The organism is Streptomyces longisporus, assembly GCF_039532765.1.
GTDB lineage: Bacteria > Actinomycetota > Actinomycetes > Streptomycetales > Streptomycetaceae > Streptomyces > Streptomyces longisporus.
In genome coordinates, this window is the sequence record NZ_BAAASG010000015.1 from 15063 (window position 1) to 28726 (window position 13664).

Below are 13664 nucleotides of genomic sequence, written 5' to 3' on the forward strand. Positions count from 1 at the left end.
GCAGGCCCTAGGGGGTGTGCCGGCGTGCTCGCAGTGCCAGGCTCAACGCCAGTACCGTCTGCGGGTCGTCGAGGTCCGTGCCGAGCAACTCGCCGATCCGGGCCAGGCGGTTGTAGAGGGTCTGCCGGTTGAGGTGGAGTTCGCGGGCCGTCTCCGCCTTGCGGCCCGCGTGTGCTAGGTATGTCTCCAGGGTGGGCAGCAGGGGCGGCTTGGAGCGGTTGTCGTGGTCGCGGAGCGGGCCGATCGCACGGTCCACGAAGGCCGCCAGGTCCGGGTGGTCGCGCAGCCGCCACAGCAGCAGGTCGATGTCGAGGCGGCGGGCGTCGTACCAGGGGCGGTCCGAGAGGCCCTGCGCCGCCGTCGCCGTCTCCGCCGCGTGCCGAAGGCCCGCCGACGCCGCCGCCCAGCCGCCCGCCACCCCGACGACCACCACCGGCGGTGGCGCCCCCGGCCGCTGCATCCCGGCCCGCTCCACGCCCGCCCGCAGCGCCGCCGCGACCCGGTCCGCGACCGCCGACCGCTCCGCCTCCGCGCGCAGGCCCAGCAGCAACGGAACGCGGCCCTCGACGGGCCGTACGCCCAACAGGACCGGAACCCCCACCGAGGCCAGCTCCTCGGCGACCGCGCGTGCCAGCACCGCCCAGCCCCCGCCCGGTGACAGCGTGTCGCCCAGCCGCATCACCACCGGCAGCAGCGGGCTGTTGCCGGGCTTGAAGCCGAGCACGCGCGCCTGCGCGGGCGCGTCCTCCGCGGCGATACGGCCCTCGGCGAGATCCGTGAGGAAGTCCCCGCGGCCGCGTGCCGCCAGCTCCTCCTCCTGCCGGGCCTGCATCAGGACGACGGCCAGGATGCCGGCCGCCCGCTCGGCCGCGATGCGGTGCACGGGGGCCAGCGGGGCCCGTACGGGGAGGAGGACCAGGCGGGCCCGTACCGACCCTGTTCCCGGGCCGCCTCCGGGCACGTCCACCAGGACCGACCCCGACGGCGGCGGGACGTCCTTGTGGTGGCCGCGCAGCCCCTCCCACACCTGGAGCGGCTCCGCGCCCTCGGGGCCGGCCCCGGCGGCGTACAGCAGCTGTCCGTCCGTCGTCTCCAGGAAGACCGGGTTGCCGCTGAAGCCGGCCAGGATGCCCAGCACCTGGGGCACCCCGCCGCCGCCCAGCAGGGCCTCGGTACAGCGCCGGTGCACCTCCTCGGCCCGTTGCAGCAGCGCGTAGTGGCCGTTGACGATCTCGGTGTGGACCTCCTCCGTGACCGCCACGAAGGGCACCTCGCGGTGCAGCTGGACCAGCGGGAGCCCGGCCGCGCGCGCCGTGTCGACGAGCGCGGCGGGCAGGCGGGTGAAACGCGGGCCGAGCTCCACGACGAGGGCCGCGATACCGCGCTCGGCCAGGGTGCGCACGAACGCCCGCTGCTCGGCCGGCCGGGTGCCGAGACCATAGCCGGTGGTCAGCAGCAGCTCGCCGCCCTTCAGCAGCGAGGCGATGTGCGGCACCTCGCCCGCGTGCACCCAGCGCACCGTGCGCTGCAGCCGGTCGGCGCCCGCGAGGACCTCCGGCAGCCCGCTGCGCAGACCGGGCAGCTCCAGCGCCCGTTGCACGGTGATCCCGGCACCGTGCGTGTCGAATCCACTGCCCGTACCGCTGCCCGCACTGCTGTCCATGAGCCGGACGCTACCCGCGGGGGTGCCTGTGGGACATCTCCGGGCGGGCGGGGTGCCGACCGAGGTGCTGTGGAGCGTGGCTGGGGGTGACGGTGCCGGTTCACAGCGATGTGTTCACGGCGGCGGGCTTCGGGGGGCCGGAGCCGGCCGGCCGGTGTTCCCGCGCACGCTGGAGGTGCTCAGGTCGGCGTGATGTTGTGGTTGAAGCGGAAGACGTTGTCCGGGTCGTAGCGGCGCTTCAGCTCGCCCAGCCGCCGGGTGTTCTCCGCGCCCAGGCCGGCGATCACCCGTTCGGGGCCCTCGTCGCCTATGAAGTTGAGGTAGACCGCGCCGGTGCTCCATGGACGGACGTCGGCGCGCACGTCCCGTACCCATCGCAGGCACCGCTCGTCGTCCGCCGGGTCCTGCCAGATACCGAAGGGGTGCACCGCCCACGGTGCGTCCCGATAGGGCACGGGGTACTCGTGCGGACCGTCCGCGATCGCGCCGCCCTGCGGGAGCAGCACGTACTGGACGCCCGTCGGTACGGGTATCTTCTCGCCGCGGGCGCAGTAGACCTCCACCAGGTCGTCGGGCAGGCCCGTCAGGTACTCCGCCGACCAGTAGTTCCGCAGACCGGGCGGATCGTCGAGCAGGCACTGCACCTCGGCGTACGGCATCGCGCCCACGACCTCGGCCTCGTGCGGCAGCGCCAGCAGCGGCTCGGCGAGCTTGCGCAGGTCGTCCTCGCCGCCCGCGTACGTCAGCAGCGCAGCGCACATCAGACGGCCCACCAGCTGGGGAGGCACGAACTCGGCCGGCGGGCCGGTGACGTAGACGGCCATCCCGGACGCCTCGACCGGAGCGGCCGTGATGATCTCGCGGTAGGTGCGCACGACCTCGCGGCCGAAGACAGGGAGGTACATCACGAACGCCACGGAGAACAGGGGCAGTTCGTGCAGCTTCAGGGTCAGCGCGGTGACCACGCCGAAGTTGCCGCCCCCGCCGTGCAGGCCCCAGAACAGCTCCGGGTTCTCGTCGGCGTTCGCATGGACCCGCTCGCCGTCGGCGGTGACCAGTTCGACGCCGAGCAGATTGTCGACGGCCAGTCCGCACCAGCGGTCCAGCCAGCCGGTGCCGCCACCGAGCACGAAACCGCCGACGCCGGTGGTGGAGGCCCGGCCACCGGTGGTCGCAAGTCCGTACGGCTCGGTCGCCCGGTCCAGGTCGCTCATGGTGGCGCCACCCGCGATCCGCACGGCCTCGGCCGCCGGGTCCACGGTGACGGCACGCATGTGGCGCAGGTCCACGACCAGGCCGCCGTCGTTCACCGCCATGCCCGCCACACTGTGCCCGCCGCCACGCACGGCGATCTTCAGATCCAGCTCCCGGGCGAAGCGCACGGCCCGTACGACATCGGCCTCGTCCACGCACTGCGCGATCACCGCCGGCCGCCGGTCGATCAGGGCGTTGAAGACCGCCCGGGACTCGTCGTAGCCGACATCCCCCGGGGCGAACACATCGCCGACCAGATCCTCACGCAGCGCGGCGAGGGCCGCGCCCGCCTTCGACGGGGAAGCCATGGGGCGCCCCCTTCCGTACAGGGGCTGTTGGCTCCAGCCTAGGCGGGCCCGGCTCGGCGGTCCTGTTCAGCCGCCGTACGCTCCGGAGGCCGTCAGGCGCAGTGCCGTGTCGATGAGCGGGACGTGGCTGAAGGCCTGCGGGAAGTTGCCGACCTGGCGCTGCAGGCGCGGGTCCCACTCCTCGGCGAGCAGACCGAGGTCGTTGCGGAGGGCGAGCAGCTTCTCGAACAGCTTGCGGGCCTCGTCCACGCGGCCGATCATCGCCAGGTCGTCCGCCATCCAGAACGAGCAGGCCAGGAACGCCCCTTCGTCACCGGGCAGGCCGTCCACGCCCTCGCTGGAACCCTCCGTCGGGTAGCGCAGGATGAAGCCGTCCGGCGTGGACAGCTCACGCTGGATCGCCTCGATCGTGCCGATGACGCGCTTGTCGTCGGGGGGCAGGAAGCCCATCTGCGGGATCAGCAGCAGTGAGGCGTCCAGCTCCTTCGAGCCGTACGACTGCGTGAAGGTGTTGCGCTCCTTGTCGTAGCCCTTCTCGCACACGTCCCGGTGGATGTCGTCGCGCAGCTCGCGCCAGCGCTCCAGCGGGCCGTCCGCGTCACCGGACTCGATGAGCTTGATGGTGCGGTCGACGGCGACCCAGGCCATGACCTTGGAGTGCACGAAGTGGCGGCGCGGGCCGCGCACCTCCCAGATGCCCTCGTCCGGCTCGTCCCAGTGCTGCTCCAGGTAGCGGATCAGCTTGAGCTGGAGCAGGGAGGCGTAGTCGCTGCGGGCCAGGCCGGTCATGTGGCCGAGGTGCAGGGCCTCGGTGACCTCGCCGTACACGTCCAGCTGGAGCTGGTGTGCGGCGCCGTTGCCGACGCGAACCGGAGCCGAGTTCTCGTAGCCCGGCAGCCAGTCCAGCTCCGCCTCGCCCAGCTCGCGCTCGCCCGCGATGCCGTACATGATCTGCAGGTTCTCGGGGTCGCCGGCGACTGCCCGCAGCAGCCACTCGCGCCAGGCGCGGGCCTCCTCGCGGTAGCCGGTGCGCAGCAGCGAGGACAGGGTGATCGCCGCGTCGCGCAGCCAGGTGTAGCGGTAGTCCCAGTTGCGGACGCCGCCGATGTCCTCGGGCAGGGAGGTGGTGGGGGCGGCGACGATGCCGCCGGTCGGGGCGTACGTCAGCGCCTTCAGCGTGATCAGGGAGCGGATCACGGCCTCGCGGTACGGGCCGTGGTAGGTGCAGTGCTCCACCCACTCCCGCCAGAAGTCCTCCGTCGCCTCCAGCGAGGCCTCCGGCTCCGGCAGCGGCGGCGGCTCCTTGTGCGAGGGCTGCCAGGAGATGGTGAAGGCGATGCGGTCACCGGGAGCGACCGTGAAGTCCGAGTACGTGGTCAGCGACTTGCCGTAGGTCTCGCACTCGGTGTCGTACCAGACCGAGTCCGGGCCCGCCACCGCGACCGTGCGGCCGTCGTGCTTGTGCACCCACGGCACGACCCGGCCGTAGGAGAAACGCATCCTGAGGGCCGAGCGCATCGGGACGCGGCCGGAGACGCCCTCGACGATGCGGATCAGCTGGGGGGCGCCGTCACGCGGGGGCATGAAATCGGTCACTCGGACCGTGCCGCGCGGGGTGTCCCACTCGGATTCCAGGATCAGGGAGTCGCCGCGGTAGCTGCGCCGGGCGGCCGTCGGGGGCTGCGCCTCGGCCGCGTGGGCGGGGCCGAGCCGCCAGAATCCGTGTTCCTCGGTGCCCAGCAGGCCGGCGAAGATGGCATGCGAGTCGAAGCGGGGCAGGCACAGCCAGTCCACCGTGCCGTCCCGGCAGACCAAGGCGGCGGTCTGCATGTCTCCGATGAGTGCGTAGTCTTCGATGCGCCCGGCCACGTGCAACTCCAGTCGAACGGCCACGTCACCCCCGTGAAGGAAGGGGGCTGTCGCTTATTGCGGTCAAGGGGTCGTTGTAATGCGTCGTTGAGCGGTGAAGCAAAGCAGTCGTCCTGGCCGTGTGGCAAAACGACAATTGATGCTCAACGAACTGACGAGCTCTCGTTGTTCCGGTCATCACGTGCGGGGGTGGTGCCGTGTACCCGGCCGGGCTCGGCAGCGAGTGTCCGAGCAGGATACGACGCACGTAGATGATCTGCGTGCCGCTCCGGGCAACCCGACTAGGCCGAACGGGTGAGCATCGGGTGAGAAACACGAAGGACCGTGCGGGTCTGTGGTGACTCGTGTGCGGTGCGTGGCCGGAAGCCATCTCCTCCGGGCGCTGATACCCTGGTAGCCCGTGGACCGGTGGGCGAGAAATCCCCGGCACCGCACCTCGAACCGCGACCACGGGAGCCCCCTCTTGGCCATGCCGCCGCCCGCTTTCAGAAACAGCACAGCTACGACGACCAAGCACATCTTCGTCACCGGGGGTGTCGCCTCCTCCCTGGGCAAGGGCCTCACGGCCTCCAGTCTGGGCATGCTCCTCAAGGCGCGGGGCCTGCGGGTCGTGATGCAGAAGCTCGACCCGTACCTGAACGTCGACCCGGGCACGATGAACCCCTTCCAGCACGGTGAGGTGTTCGTCACCAACGACGGCGCCGAGACGGACCTGGACATCGGCCACTACGAGCGCTTCCTCGACCGCGACCTGGACGGTTCGGCGAACGTCACCACCGGCCAGGTGTACTCGACGGTGATCGCCAAGGAGCGGCGCGGCGAGTACCTCGGCGACACCGTGCAGGTCATCCCGCACATCACCAACGAGATCAAGCACCGCATCCGGCGCATGGCGACCGACGAGGTCGACGTCGTCATCACCGAGGTCGGCGGCACGGTCGGAGACATCGAGTCGCTGCCGTTCCTGGAGACCGTCCGCCAGGTCCGCCACGAGGTCGGGCGTGACAACGTCTTCGTCGTCCACATCTCCCTCCTGCCCTACATCGGCCCTTCGGGAGAGCTGAAGACGAAGCCGACCCAGCACTCGGTTGCGGCCCTGCGGAACATCGGTATTCAGCCAGATGCGATCGTGCTGCGCTGCGACCGCGAGGTCCCCACCGCGATCAAGCGCAAGATCTCCCTGATGTGTGACGTCGACGAGGCCGCCGTGGTCGCCTGCCCCGACGCCCGCTCGATCTACGACATCCCCAAGACCGTGCACGGCGAGGGCCTGGACGCCTATGTCGTCCGCAAGCTGGACCTGCCGTTCCGCGACGTGGACTGGCGGACCTGGGACGACCTGCTCGACCGCGTCCACAACCCCGACCACGAGATCACCCTCGCGCTGGTCGGCAAGTACATCGACCTGCCCGACGCCTACCTCTCGGTCACCGAGGCGCTGCGCGCCGGCGGCTTCGCCAACCGGGCCCGAGTGAAGATCAAGTGGGTCACCTCCGACGACTGCAAGACCCCGGCCGGTGCCGCGGCGCAGCTCGGCGACGTCGACGGCATCTGCATCCCGGGCGGCTTCGGCGACCGCGGTGTGCTCGGCAAGGTCGGCGCGATCAAGTACGCCCGCGAGAACAAGATCCCGCTGCTCGGCCTCTGCCTGGGCCTGCAGTGCATCGTGATCGAGGCCGCGCGCAACCTGGCCGGCATCACCGACGCCAACTCCACCGAGTTCGACTCGGCCACCGGCCACCCGGTCATCTCCACCATGGCCGAGCAGCTCGACATCGTGGCCGGCGAGGGCGACATGGGCGGCACGATGCGGCTCGGCATGTACCCGGCCAAGCTGGCCGAGGGCTCGATCGTGCGCGAGGTGTACGACGGCAAGGAGTACGTCGAGGAGCGCCACCGGCACCGCTACGAGGTCAACAACGCCTACCGCGCGGAGCTGGAGAAGAAGGCCGGCATCCTGTTCTCCGGCACTTCGCCCGACGGCAAGCTCGTCGAGTACGTGGAGTACCCGCGCGAGACGCACCCTTACCTGGTGGCGACGCAGGCGCACCCCGAGCTGCGCTCCCGTCCGACCCGGCCGCACCCGCTGTTCGCCGGTCTGGTGAAGGCCTCGGTCGAGCGGAAGAATTCCAAGGGCTGAGTCATTCCGGGGGATGACCCCCGGACCCCCAGCAGAAAAGCAGGTCAGCAGGGGCGGCCGGCGGGGACGTCGAGCGGCGAAGCTGAGTGACACACCAGTTGTACGGTAGCCGGGGCGCTCGCATTCAAAAGGTGAGCGCCCCGTTTCACTCGGCGTGTGGCGCAAGCGTGCGGAAGGACAGGGCATGACGATCAAGGACACCCCCGAGGAGTGGGAGATCCGGGCGACGGAGACCCCCTTCGTGGGCAACAAGACCTCCGTGCGCACGGACGACGTGGTCATGCCCGACGGACATGTGGCCCGCCGCGACTACCAGGTCCACCCCGGTTCGGTCGCCGTCCTCGCCCTCGACGGGGACGGCCGGGTCCTGCTCGTGCGCCAGTACCGCCACCCCGTACGTCACAAGCTGTGGGAGATCCCGGCCGGTCTGCTCGACGTGCCGGGCGAGAACCCGCTGCACGCCGCCCAGCGCGAGCTGTACGAGGAGGCGCACGTCAAGGCCGAGGACTGGCGGGTGCTGACCGACGTCTACACCACCCCCGGCGGCTGCGACGAGGCCGTGCGCATCTTCCTCGCCCGCGGTCTGTCCGAGGCCGAGGGCGACCGCTTCGAGGTCGAGCACGAAGAGGCCGACATGGAGATCGCGCGGGTGCCCGTCGAGGAGCTCGTACGGGGCGTCCTCGGGGGCGAGCTGCACAACAACTGCCTTGTCGTGGGCGTCCTTTCGCTGGTGGCCGCAGAGCAGGGCGACGGGCTCGACGCGCTGCGTCCCGCCGAGGCGCCGTGGCCCGCGCGTCCTTTCGAGTCCTGAACGCCGCCCCCTACGTACCGGTGTGACGATCTGCTGATCCGATCGGGGGATGTGCCCGCCGTGCTCCGCCAGGATCGTTGCAGAGCGTGAACTAGGCTCTGTTGATGCCCGGTACCGGAGTCCCGGCGGGCTTGCGCGTGCGGTGGGACGGGAGTGTGGCCCGTGACGGATCAGGCGGTCAACACAGACGGTGTACGGCTGTCGGGGCACGCTGCTGACCAGAGCCGGTTCCTGGGCCGTACAAGGGAATTGAAGGAACTCCGCGCCGACATCGAGCGCGCGGGCCTGGACACCCTCTCCGGCCGCAAGGCTCCACGCGCGCGCGTACTGCTCATCGCGGGCAGGCCCGGTTCCGGACGCACGGCCCTCGCCGAGGAGCTGGTACGGCAGGTTGCGGACCGTTACGACGACGGTGTGCTCCGGGCGCGGCTGAGCGAGCCCGACGGCACACCCGTCCCGCTCGGGCAGACCGCCCGTGAACTGCTCGCCGCGTTGAGGCTGCCCACCCCCGCCGGAGCCGCCGCGGACGACCTGGCCGAGGCGCTGCGCACCGCCCTCGCCGACCGCCGGGCCCTGGTGCTGCTGGACGACGCGGCGGACGCCGAACAGGTCGACGCCCTGCTGCCGGATACCCCGGACTGCCTGGTCGTGGCCGTGTCGAGCGGTCCCCTCACCGGTATCTCCGACGTCCGCCCCTGCACCCTCGGCGGCCTCGACACCAAGTCGGCCCTGGAGCTGCTCACCCGGTACACCGGCTCGGTCCGCATCACCGTCGACCCTCGTGCCGCCGAGGGCCTGGTCGAGGAGTGCCAGGGGCATCCCGCCGCGCTGACGCTGGCGGGCGGCTGGCTCGCCGCCCGCCCCAAGGCGGCCGTCGCCGATCTGGCCAAGCATCTGCACACGGAGGGTGAGGGCACACCCCTCAGCCGGGTCTTCGGGCTCGTCTACACCTCCCTTGCCGCACCGTCCGCCCGGATGCTGCGGCTGCTCTCCCTCGCCCCGGCCGGCCTGGTCGACCCGCACACCGCGGCCTCGCTCGCCGGCTGCTCGGTCGGCGACGCCCATGCCGCGCTGGACGAGTTCGTCGCCCTGGGCCTGCTGCGGGCCGCGGACTCGCCGTTGCCGCAGTACGAGGTGCCGGGCTGTCTGCACCCCCTGCTCAAGAAGCTCACCCAGAGCCAGGACCGCCCCGGCGAGGTGCAGCTGGCCCGCGCCCGCATGCTGGAGCGGACGGTACGGCTGCTGCAGTCCTGCCGGGTGATCACTGAGACGGACAGCCCCGAGGCGCGCGAGAAGCTCCAGGGCATGCCGCGCTCCCTGCGCTTCCCGAGCCCCCGGGCCGCCGAGGAGTGGCTGCGCCTGCGCAGGCCCGCGCTGCTGGCCGCGGCCCGGCTGGCCGTCGCGGACGGGGAGCTGGACACCCTCGCCCGCCGGCTGATGTCCCAGCTGGTCAAGGCCATGGTCGCGCACTTCGGCACCCGGGCCGCCGCCCCCGACCTGTACGGCATCCACCGGCTCGTCCTGGACGTGGCCGAGCGGCGGGACCTGCCCCGCGAGAAGGCCGCCGCACTGCTGAACCTCGGCGATCTGGACGCCCAGACCGGCCGCACGACGGAGGCACTGGCGCGCTACCGGGCCGCGCTGGACGCCGGACGGGAGGCGAACGACCCGTACGCGAGCGGCCGCGCAATGGAATCCGTAGGCGGTGCGCATCTGGAGCTCGGGGACTACGACCGGGCGGCCGACTGGTTCGGCCGCGCCCTCGCCGAGCGCCTGGCCCGGGGCGAGCGTGCGGCCGCCGCCCGGCTCTACGGCCGTATCGCCGCGGCCCACACCTATGCGGGCCGCTACGGCGAGGCCCAGCGCGGCTGGCGCACGGCGATCGCCCGGCACCGCAAGAACGGCGACATCGCCTCCCACGCACGGGCGTTGAGCGAACTCGCGCGTGTCCAGGAGTACGCGGGACGGCCCGAGGAGTCGCTGCGCACCTGCCACGAGGCGGTGGAGTGGGCCCGGCGTGCCGAGGACGTACGGCTGCAGGCGGCGCTGCAGCTGCGGCTCGCCGACACGCTGGAACGCCTGGGCGATCCCGCCTCCGCCCAACTGCACCGGGGCACGGCCGAGCGGCTGCTGGGGGAGGAGCGCGAGGACACCGAGCAGGAGCCGAAACCCCTTGATCCCTTGCAACAGGACGATGACACCTGCGAAATCCGTAGTACATCTGGCGAAGATTGATGCAATGGAAGGCTAGACAGAGAGAACGCCTTCATTAGACTGGCTCTGCCGCACCTTCTCCTGCGGTGTCTCCCGGTGTGCTCATGCATGCCTGGGTATGTGTTGTATTGCCCCACATCCACTGAGCCAAGGACCGTGATCGACGTGAAGGTCGGCATCCCCCGCGAGGTCAAGAACAACGAGTTCCGGGTGGCCATCACCCCCGCCGGTGTGCACGAGCTCGTGCGCCACGGCCACCAGGTCGTCATCGAGCACGACGCCGGTGTCGGATCGTCGATCCCGGACAGCGAGTACGTCGCCGCCGGTGCGCAGATCCTGCCGACCGCCGACGAGGTGTGGGCCGCCGCCGACCTGCTGCTGAAGGTCAAGGAGCCCATCGCCGAGGAGTACCACCGCCTGCGCAAGGACCAGACGCTCTTCACCTACCTGCACCTGGCCGCCTCCAAGGAGTGCACCGACGCGCTGATCGAGTCCGGCACCACGGCGATCGCGTACGAGACCGTCGAGCTGCCCAATCGCGCGCTGCCGCTGCTCGCCCCCATGTCCGAGGTCGCGGGCCGGCTGGCCCCGCAGGTCGGCGCCTACCACCTGATGCGCTCGGCCGGCGGCCGTGGCGTGCTCCCCGGCGGCGTCCCCGGCACCCAGCCCGCGAAGGCCGTCGTCATCGGCGGTGGCGTCTCCGGCTGGAACGCGACGCAGATCGCGGTCGGCCTCGGCTTCCACGTCACCCTGCTCGACCGCGACATCAACAAGCTGCGCGAGGCGGACAAGGTCTTCGGCACCAAGGTCCGGGCGATCATGTCCAACTCCTTCGAGCTGGAGAAGGCCGTCCTGGACGCCGACCTCGTCGTGGGCGCGGTCCTCATCCCCGGCGCCAAGGCCCCCAAGCTGGTCACCAACGAGCTCGTCTCCCGCATGAAGCCCGGGAGTGTCCTTGTCGACATCGCGATCGACCAGGGCGGCTGCTTCGAGGACTCCCGTCCCACCACGCACGCCGAGCCGACCTTCCAGGTCCACGACTCGGTCTTCTACTGCGTCGCCAACATGCCGGGCGCGGTGCCCAACACCTCCACCTACGCGCTCACCAACGCGACGCTGCCCTACATCGTCGAACTCGCCGACCACGGCTGGGTGGAGGCGCTGCGCCGCGACCCCGCGCTCGCCAAGGGGCTCAACACCCATGACGGCAAGGTCGTTTACCGCGAGGTCGCAGAGGCGCACGGACTGGAGCACGTGGAGCTCGAGAGCCTGATCGGCTGAGCGGCGAGTCGTCGAGCCGCTAAGTCACCATTCGGTAAAAGGCGATACGTCAACACAGGTCGTCAACAGTGCGCATCCGGCCGGACCTTGCCCGACAAGGTCCGGCCGGATGTGTGTATGGTCACTTTGCGGCTCTAGGTCAACTCGCCTCGAACGTAACCCTTCGACCGATTCGCACACCCGCGAATCCTGCCGTGCGACGGCCGTACGCCCTTGACAGAGGGATGTTTCATTGTCGACACATCGAGCCCGGTGCGGCGGATTGTGTTGCTGAGGACGCCCGACACGCCATAGAGTCGCCAGTCGTCGGCATGGTGCCACGCTGACCTGTCTAGAAGTTTCCTGGTCACCAAGGAGGTAAGACGACTTGTGAATGAGTCGACATTTTCTCCCGGGGGTGGTCAACCAGGAGCGCCTGTACGGGACCAGGGTCCCGCGGGGTTCGAGGCTGTCGGCTCCGTAGCTGTGCGCACCTTCGCAGCCCACCAGAGCCCGGGTCCGCAGGTGATCCGGACTGCACACCAGAGCATGGATGGCCATCACGTGAACGCCATGGCCGGCGACGGAAGTGGCGCGCCCCACAACCACTTCGCCGACTACGACGAACTGCCCGAAGGGCACTTCTACGACCCCGACGCGGAGTACGAGCCGGATCCCGAGTACGCGGCCACGCTCGCGCCCGACGCTGCCCGCCAGCGCCGTGAGCGCATCGGCCCGACCGGGCGTCCGCTCCCGTACTTCCCCATCCCGGGCCCGCTGACCGACCACGGGCCCGCGAAGATCATCGCGATGTGCAACCAGAAGGGCGGCGTCGGCAAGACGACGTCGACCATCAACCTGGGTGCCGCGCTCGCGGAGTACGGACGCCGCGTGCTGCTCGTGGACTTCGACCCGCAGGGCGCGCTGTCGGTGGGCCTCGGCGTCAATCCGATGGAGCTCGACCTCACCGTCTACAACCTGCTCATGGAGCGGGGGATGGCGGCCGACGAGGTGCTCCTGAAGACGGCGGTCCCGAACATGGACCTGCTGCCCAGCAACATCGACCTGTCCGCCGCCGAGGTGCAGCTGGTCTCGGAGGTCGCGCGCGAGTCCACGCTGCAGCGGGCCCTGAAGCCGCTGATGGCCGACTACGACTACATCGTGATCGACTGTCAGCCCTCACTGGGTCTGCTGACGGTGAACGCGCTGACGGCCGCGCACAAGGTGATCGTGCCGCTCGAGTGCGAGTTCTTCGCGCTGCGCGGTGTCGCACTGCTGACGGAGACGATCGAGAAGGTCCAGGAGCGGCTCAACCCCGAGCTGGAGCTCGACGGGATCCTGGCCACGATGTACGACTCGCGCACGGTCCACAGCCGCGAGGTGCTGGCCCGTGTGGTCGAGGCGTTCGACGATCACGTCTACCACACGGTCATCGGACGCACGGTCCGCTTCCCGGAGACCACGGTCGCCGGTGAGCCGATCACCACGTACGCCTCCAACTCCGTCGGCGCCGCCGCCTACCGTCAGCTCGCCAGGGAGGTGCTCGCCCGGTGTCACGCCGAGTGAGTCTGCCGGGGGCCGACGAACTCTTCCGTACGACAGGGGGAATGGCGCTCCAGCCGTCCACTCCGCGGCGGGGGGCCAACGGAGAAGCCCGTGTGCCCGCGCCCGCGGGGGAGAGCGATCCGGCCGCGGCCGCCTCGCCCGAGGACGCGCCGCAGTCGGTGCCCGCGCAGGGCGGCGACGGCGAGGGCCCGGAGCACGTGGCCGCGGAGCCGGAGCCGGCCGACGCCGGTGAGTCCCGCAGCCGTGCCGCGGGCCAGGAGCGCTCCGGGCGACGTCAGGGGGCGCAGGAAGGTTCTGCCGCCGCCGGCGCCCAGTCCCGCAAGCGCGGCCGGTCCTCGGCCTCACGCCGGCCCAGCGGCCGCGAGCGGCACGACGAGAAGATCACCGTGTACGTCTCCGCCGAGGAGCTCATGGACCTGGAGCACGCACGCCTGGTGCTCCGCGGTGAGCACGGCCTCGCGGTCGACCGCGGGCGGATCGTCCGCGAGGCGGTCGCCGTGGTCCTGGCGGACCTGGAGTCCCGCGGGGACGCGAGCATCCTCGTACGCCGGCTGCGCGGGCGGTAGCGGTAGCCTGCGG

General features: G+C 71.0%; 9 protein-coding genes. 6 read left to right on the forward strand and 3 right to left on the reverse strand.

All coding sequences use genetic code 11. The annotated features are described in order from the left end of the window. Positions 1-7: 7 nt before the first annotated feature. The 3 genes from ABD355_RS30850 to ABD355_RS30860 form a co-directional block, all read right to left on the reverse strand. A complete protein-coding gene (locus ABD355_RS30850) occupies positions 8-1663 on the reverse strand; it encodes a PucR family transcriptional regulator (protein ID WP_344404097.1) in 1656 nt (551 codons plus the stop codon). 179 nt (positions 1664-1842) lie between these two features. Beyond that, the gene (locus ABD355_RS30855) at positions 1843-3225 is read right to left on the reverse strand and encodes an FAD-binding oxidoreductase (protein WP_344404098.1); all 1383 of its coding nucleotides are present in this window, start codon (positions 3223-3225) and stop codon (positions 1843-1845) included. A gap of 66 nt (positions 3226-3291) precedes the next feature. Continuing rightward, positions 3292-5094: a glycoside hydrolase family 15 protein gene (locus ABD355_RS30860; RefSeq protein ID WP_344404337.1), complete on the reverse strand. Its 1803-nt coding sequence runs from the start codon at positions 5092-5094 to the stop codon at positions 3292-3294. A 469-nt stretch (positions 5095-5563) separates the two neighbouring features. Between ABD355_RS30860 and pyrG the strand changes: the two genes are divergently transcribed. The 6 genes from pyrG (at position 5564) to ABD355_RS30890 (ending at position 13651) form a co-directional block, all read left to right on the forward strand. Continuing rightward, entirely contained in the window at positions 5564-7234 is a 1671-nt protein-coding gene (gene pyrG / locus ABD355_RS30865; protein ID WP_344404100.1) for a CTP synthase, read from the forward strand. A gap of 184 nt (positions 7235-7418) precedes the next feature. Next, a complete protein-coding gene (locus ABD355_RS30870) occupies positions 7419-8045 on the forward strand; it encodes an NUDIX domain-containing protein (RefSeq protein ID WP_344404101.1) in 627 nt (208 codons plus the stop codon). 162 nt (positions 8046-8207) lie between these two features. Next, positions 8208-10280, forward strand: coding sequence for a tetratricopeptide repeat protein (locus tag ABD355_RS30875; protein WP_344404102.1), 2073 nt, complete (start codon positions 8208-8210; stop codon positions 10278-10280). A gap of 135 nt (positions 10281-10415) precedes the next feature. Further along, a complete protein-coding gene (ald, locus tag ABD355_RS30880; protein ID WP_344404103.1) occupies positions 10416-11540 on the forward strand; it encodes an alanine dehydrogenase in 1125 nt (374 codons plus the stop codon). Between the two features lie 369 nt (positions 11541-11909). Next, the gene (locus ABD355_RS30885; protein WP_099927832.1) at positions 11910-13085 is read left to right on the forward strand and encodes an AAA family ATPase; all 1176 of its coding nucleotides are present in this window, start codon (positions 11910-11912) and stop codon (positions 13083-13085) included. Further along, positions 13070-13651, forward strand: coding sequence for a hypothetical protein (locus ABD355_RS30890; RefSeq protein WP_344404104.1), 582 nt, complete (start codon positions 13070-13072; stop codon positions 13649-13651). Before ABD355_RS30885 ends, ABD355_RS30890 begins: the two co-directional genes overlap by 16 nt. The last annotated feature ends 13 nt before the right edge of the window (positions 13652-13664 follow it).

What these genes read in the sequence shown, in the direction of transcription:
- ABD355_RS30850 (WP_344404097.1), bottom strand. Translation starts at nt 1,663, where the DNA reads ATGGACAGCAGTGCGGGCAGCGGTACGGGCAGTGGATTCGACACGCAC.
- ABD355_RS30855 (WP_344404098.1), bottom strand. Translation starts at nt 3,225, where the DNA reads ATGGCTTCCCCGTCGAAGGCGGGCGCGGCCCTCGCCGCGCTGCGTGAG.
- pyrG (WP_344404100.1), top strand. Translation starts at nt 5,564, where the DNA reads ATGCCGCCGCCCGCTTTCAGAAACAGCACAGCTACGACGACCAAGCAC.
- ABD355_RS30870 (WP_344404101.1), top strand. Translation starts at nt 7,419, where the DNA reads ATGACGATCAAGGACACCCCCGAGGAGTGGGAGATCCGGGCGACGGAG.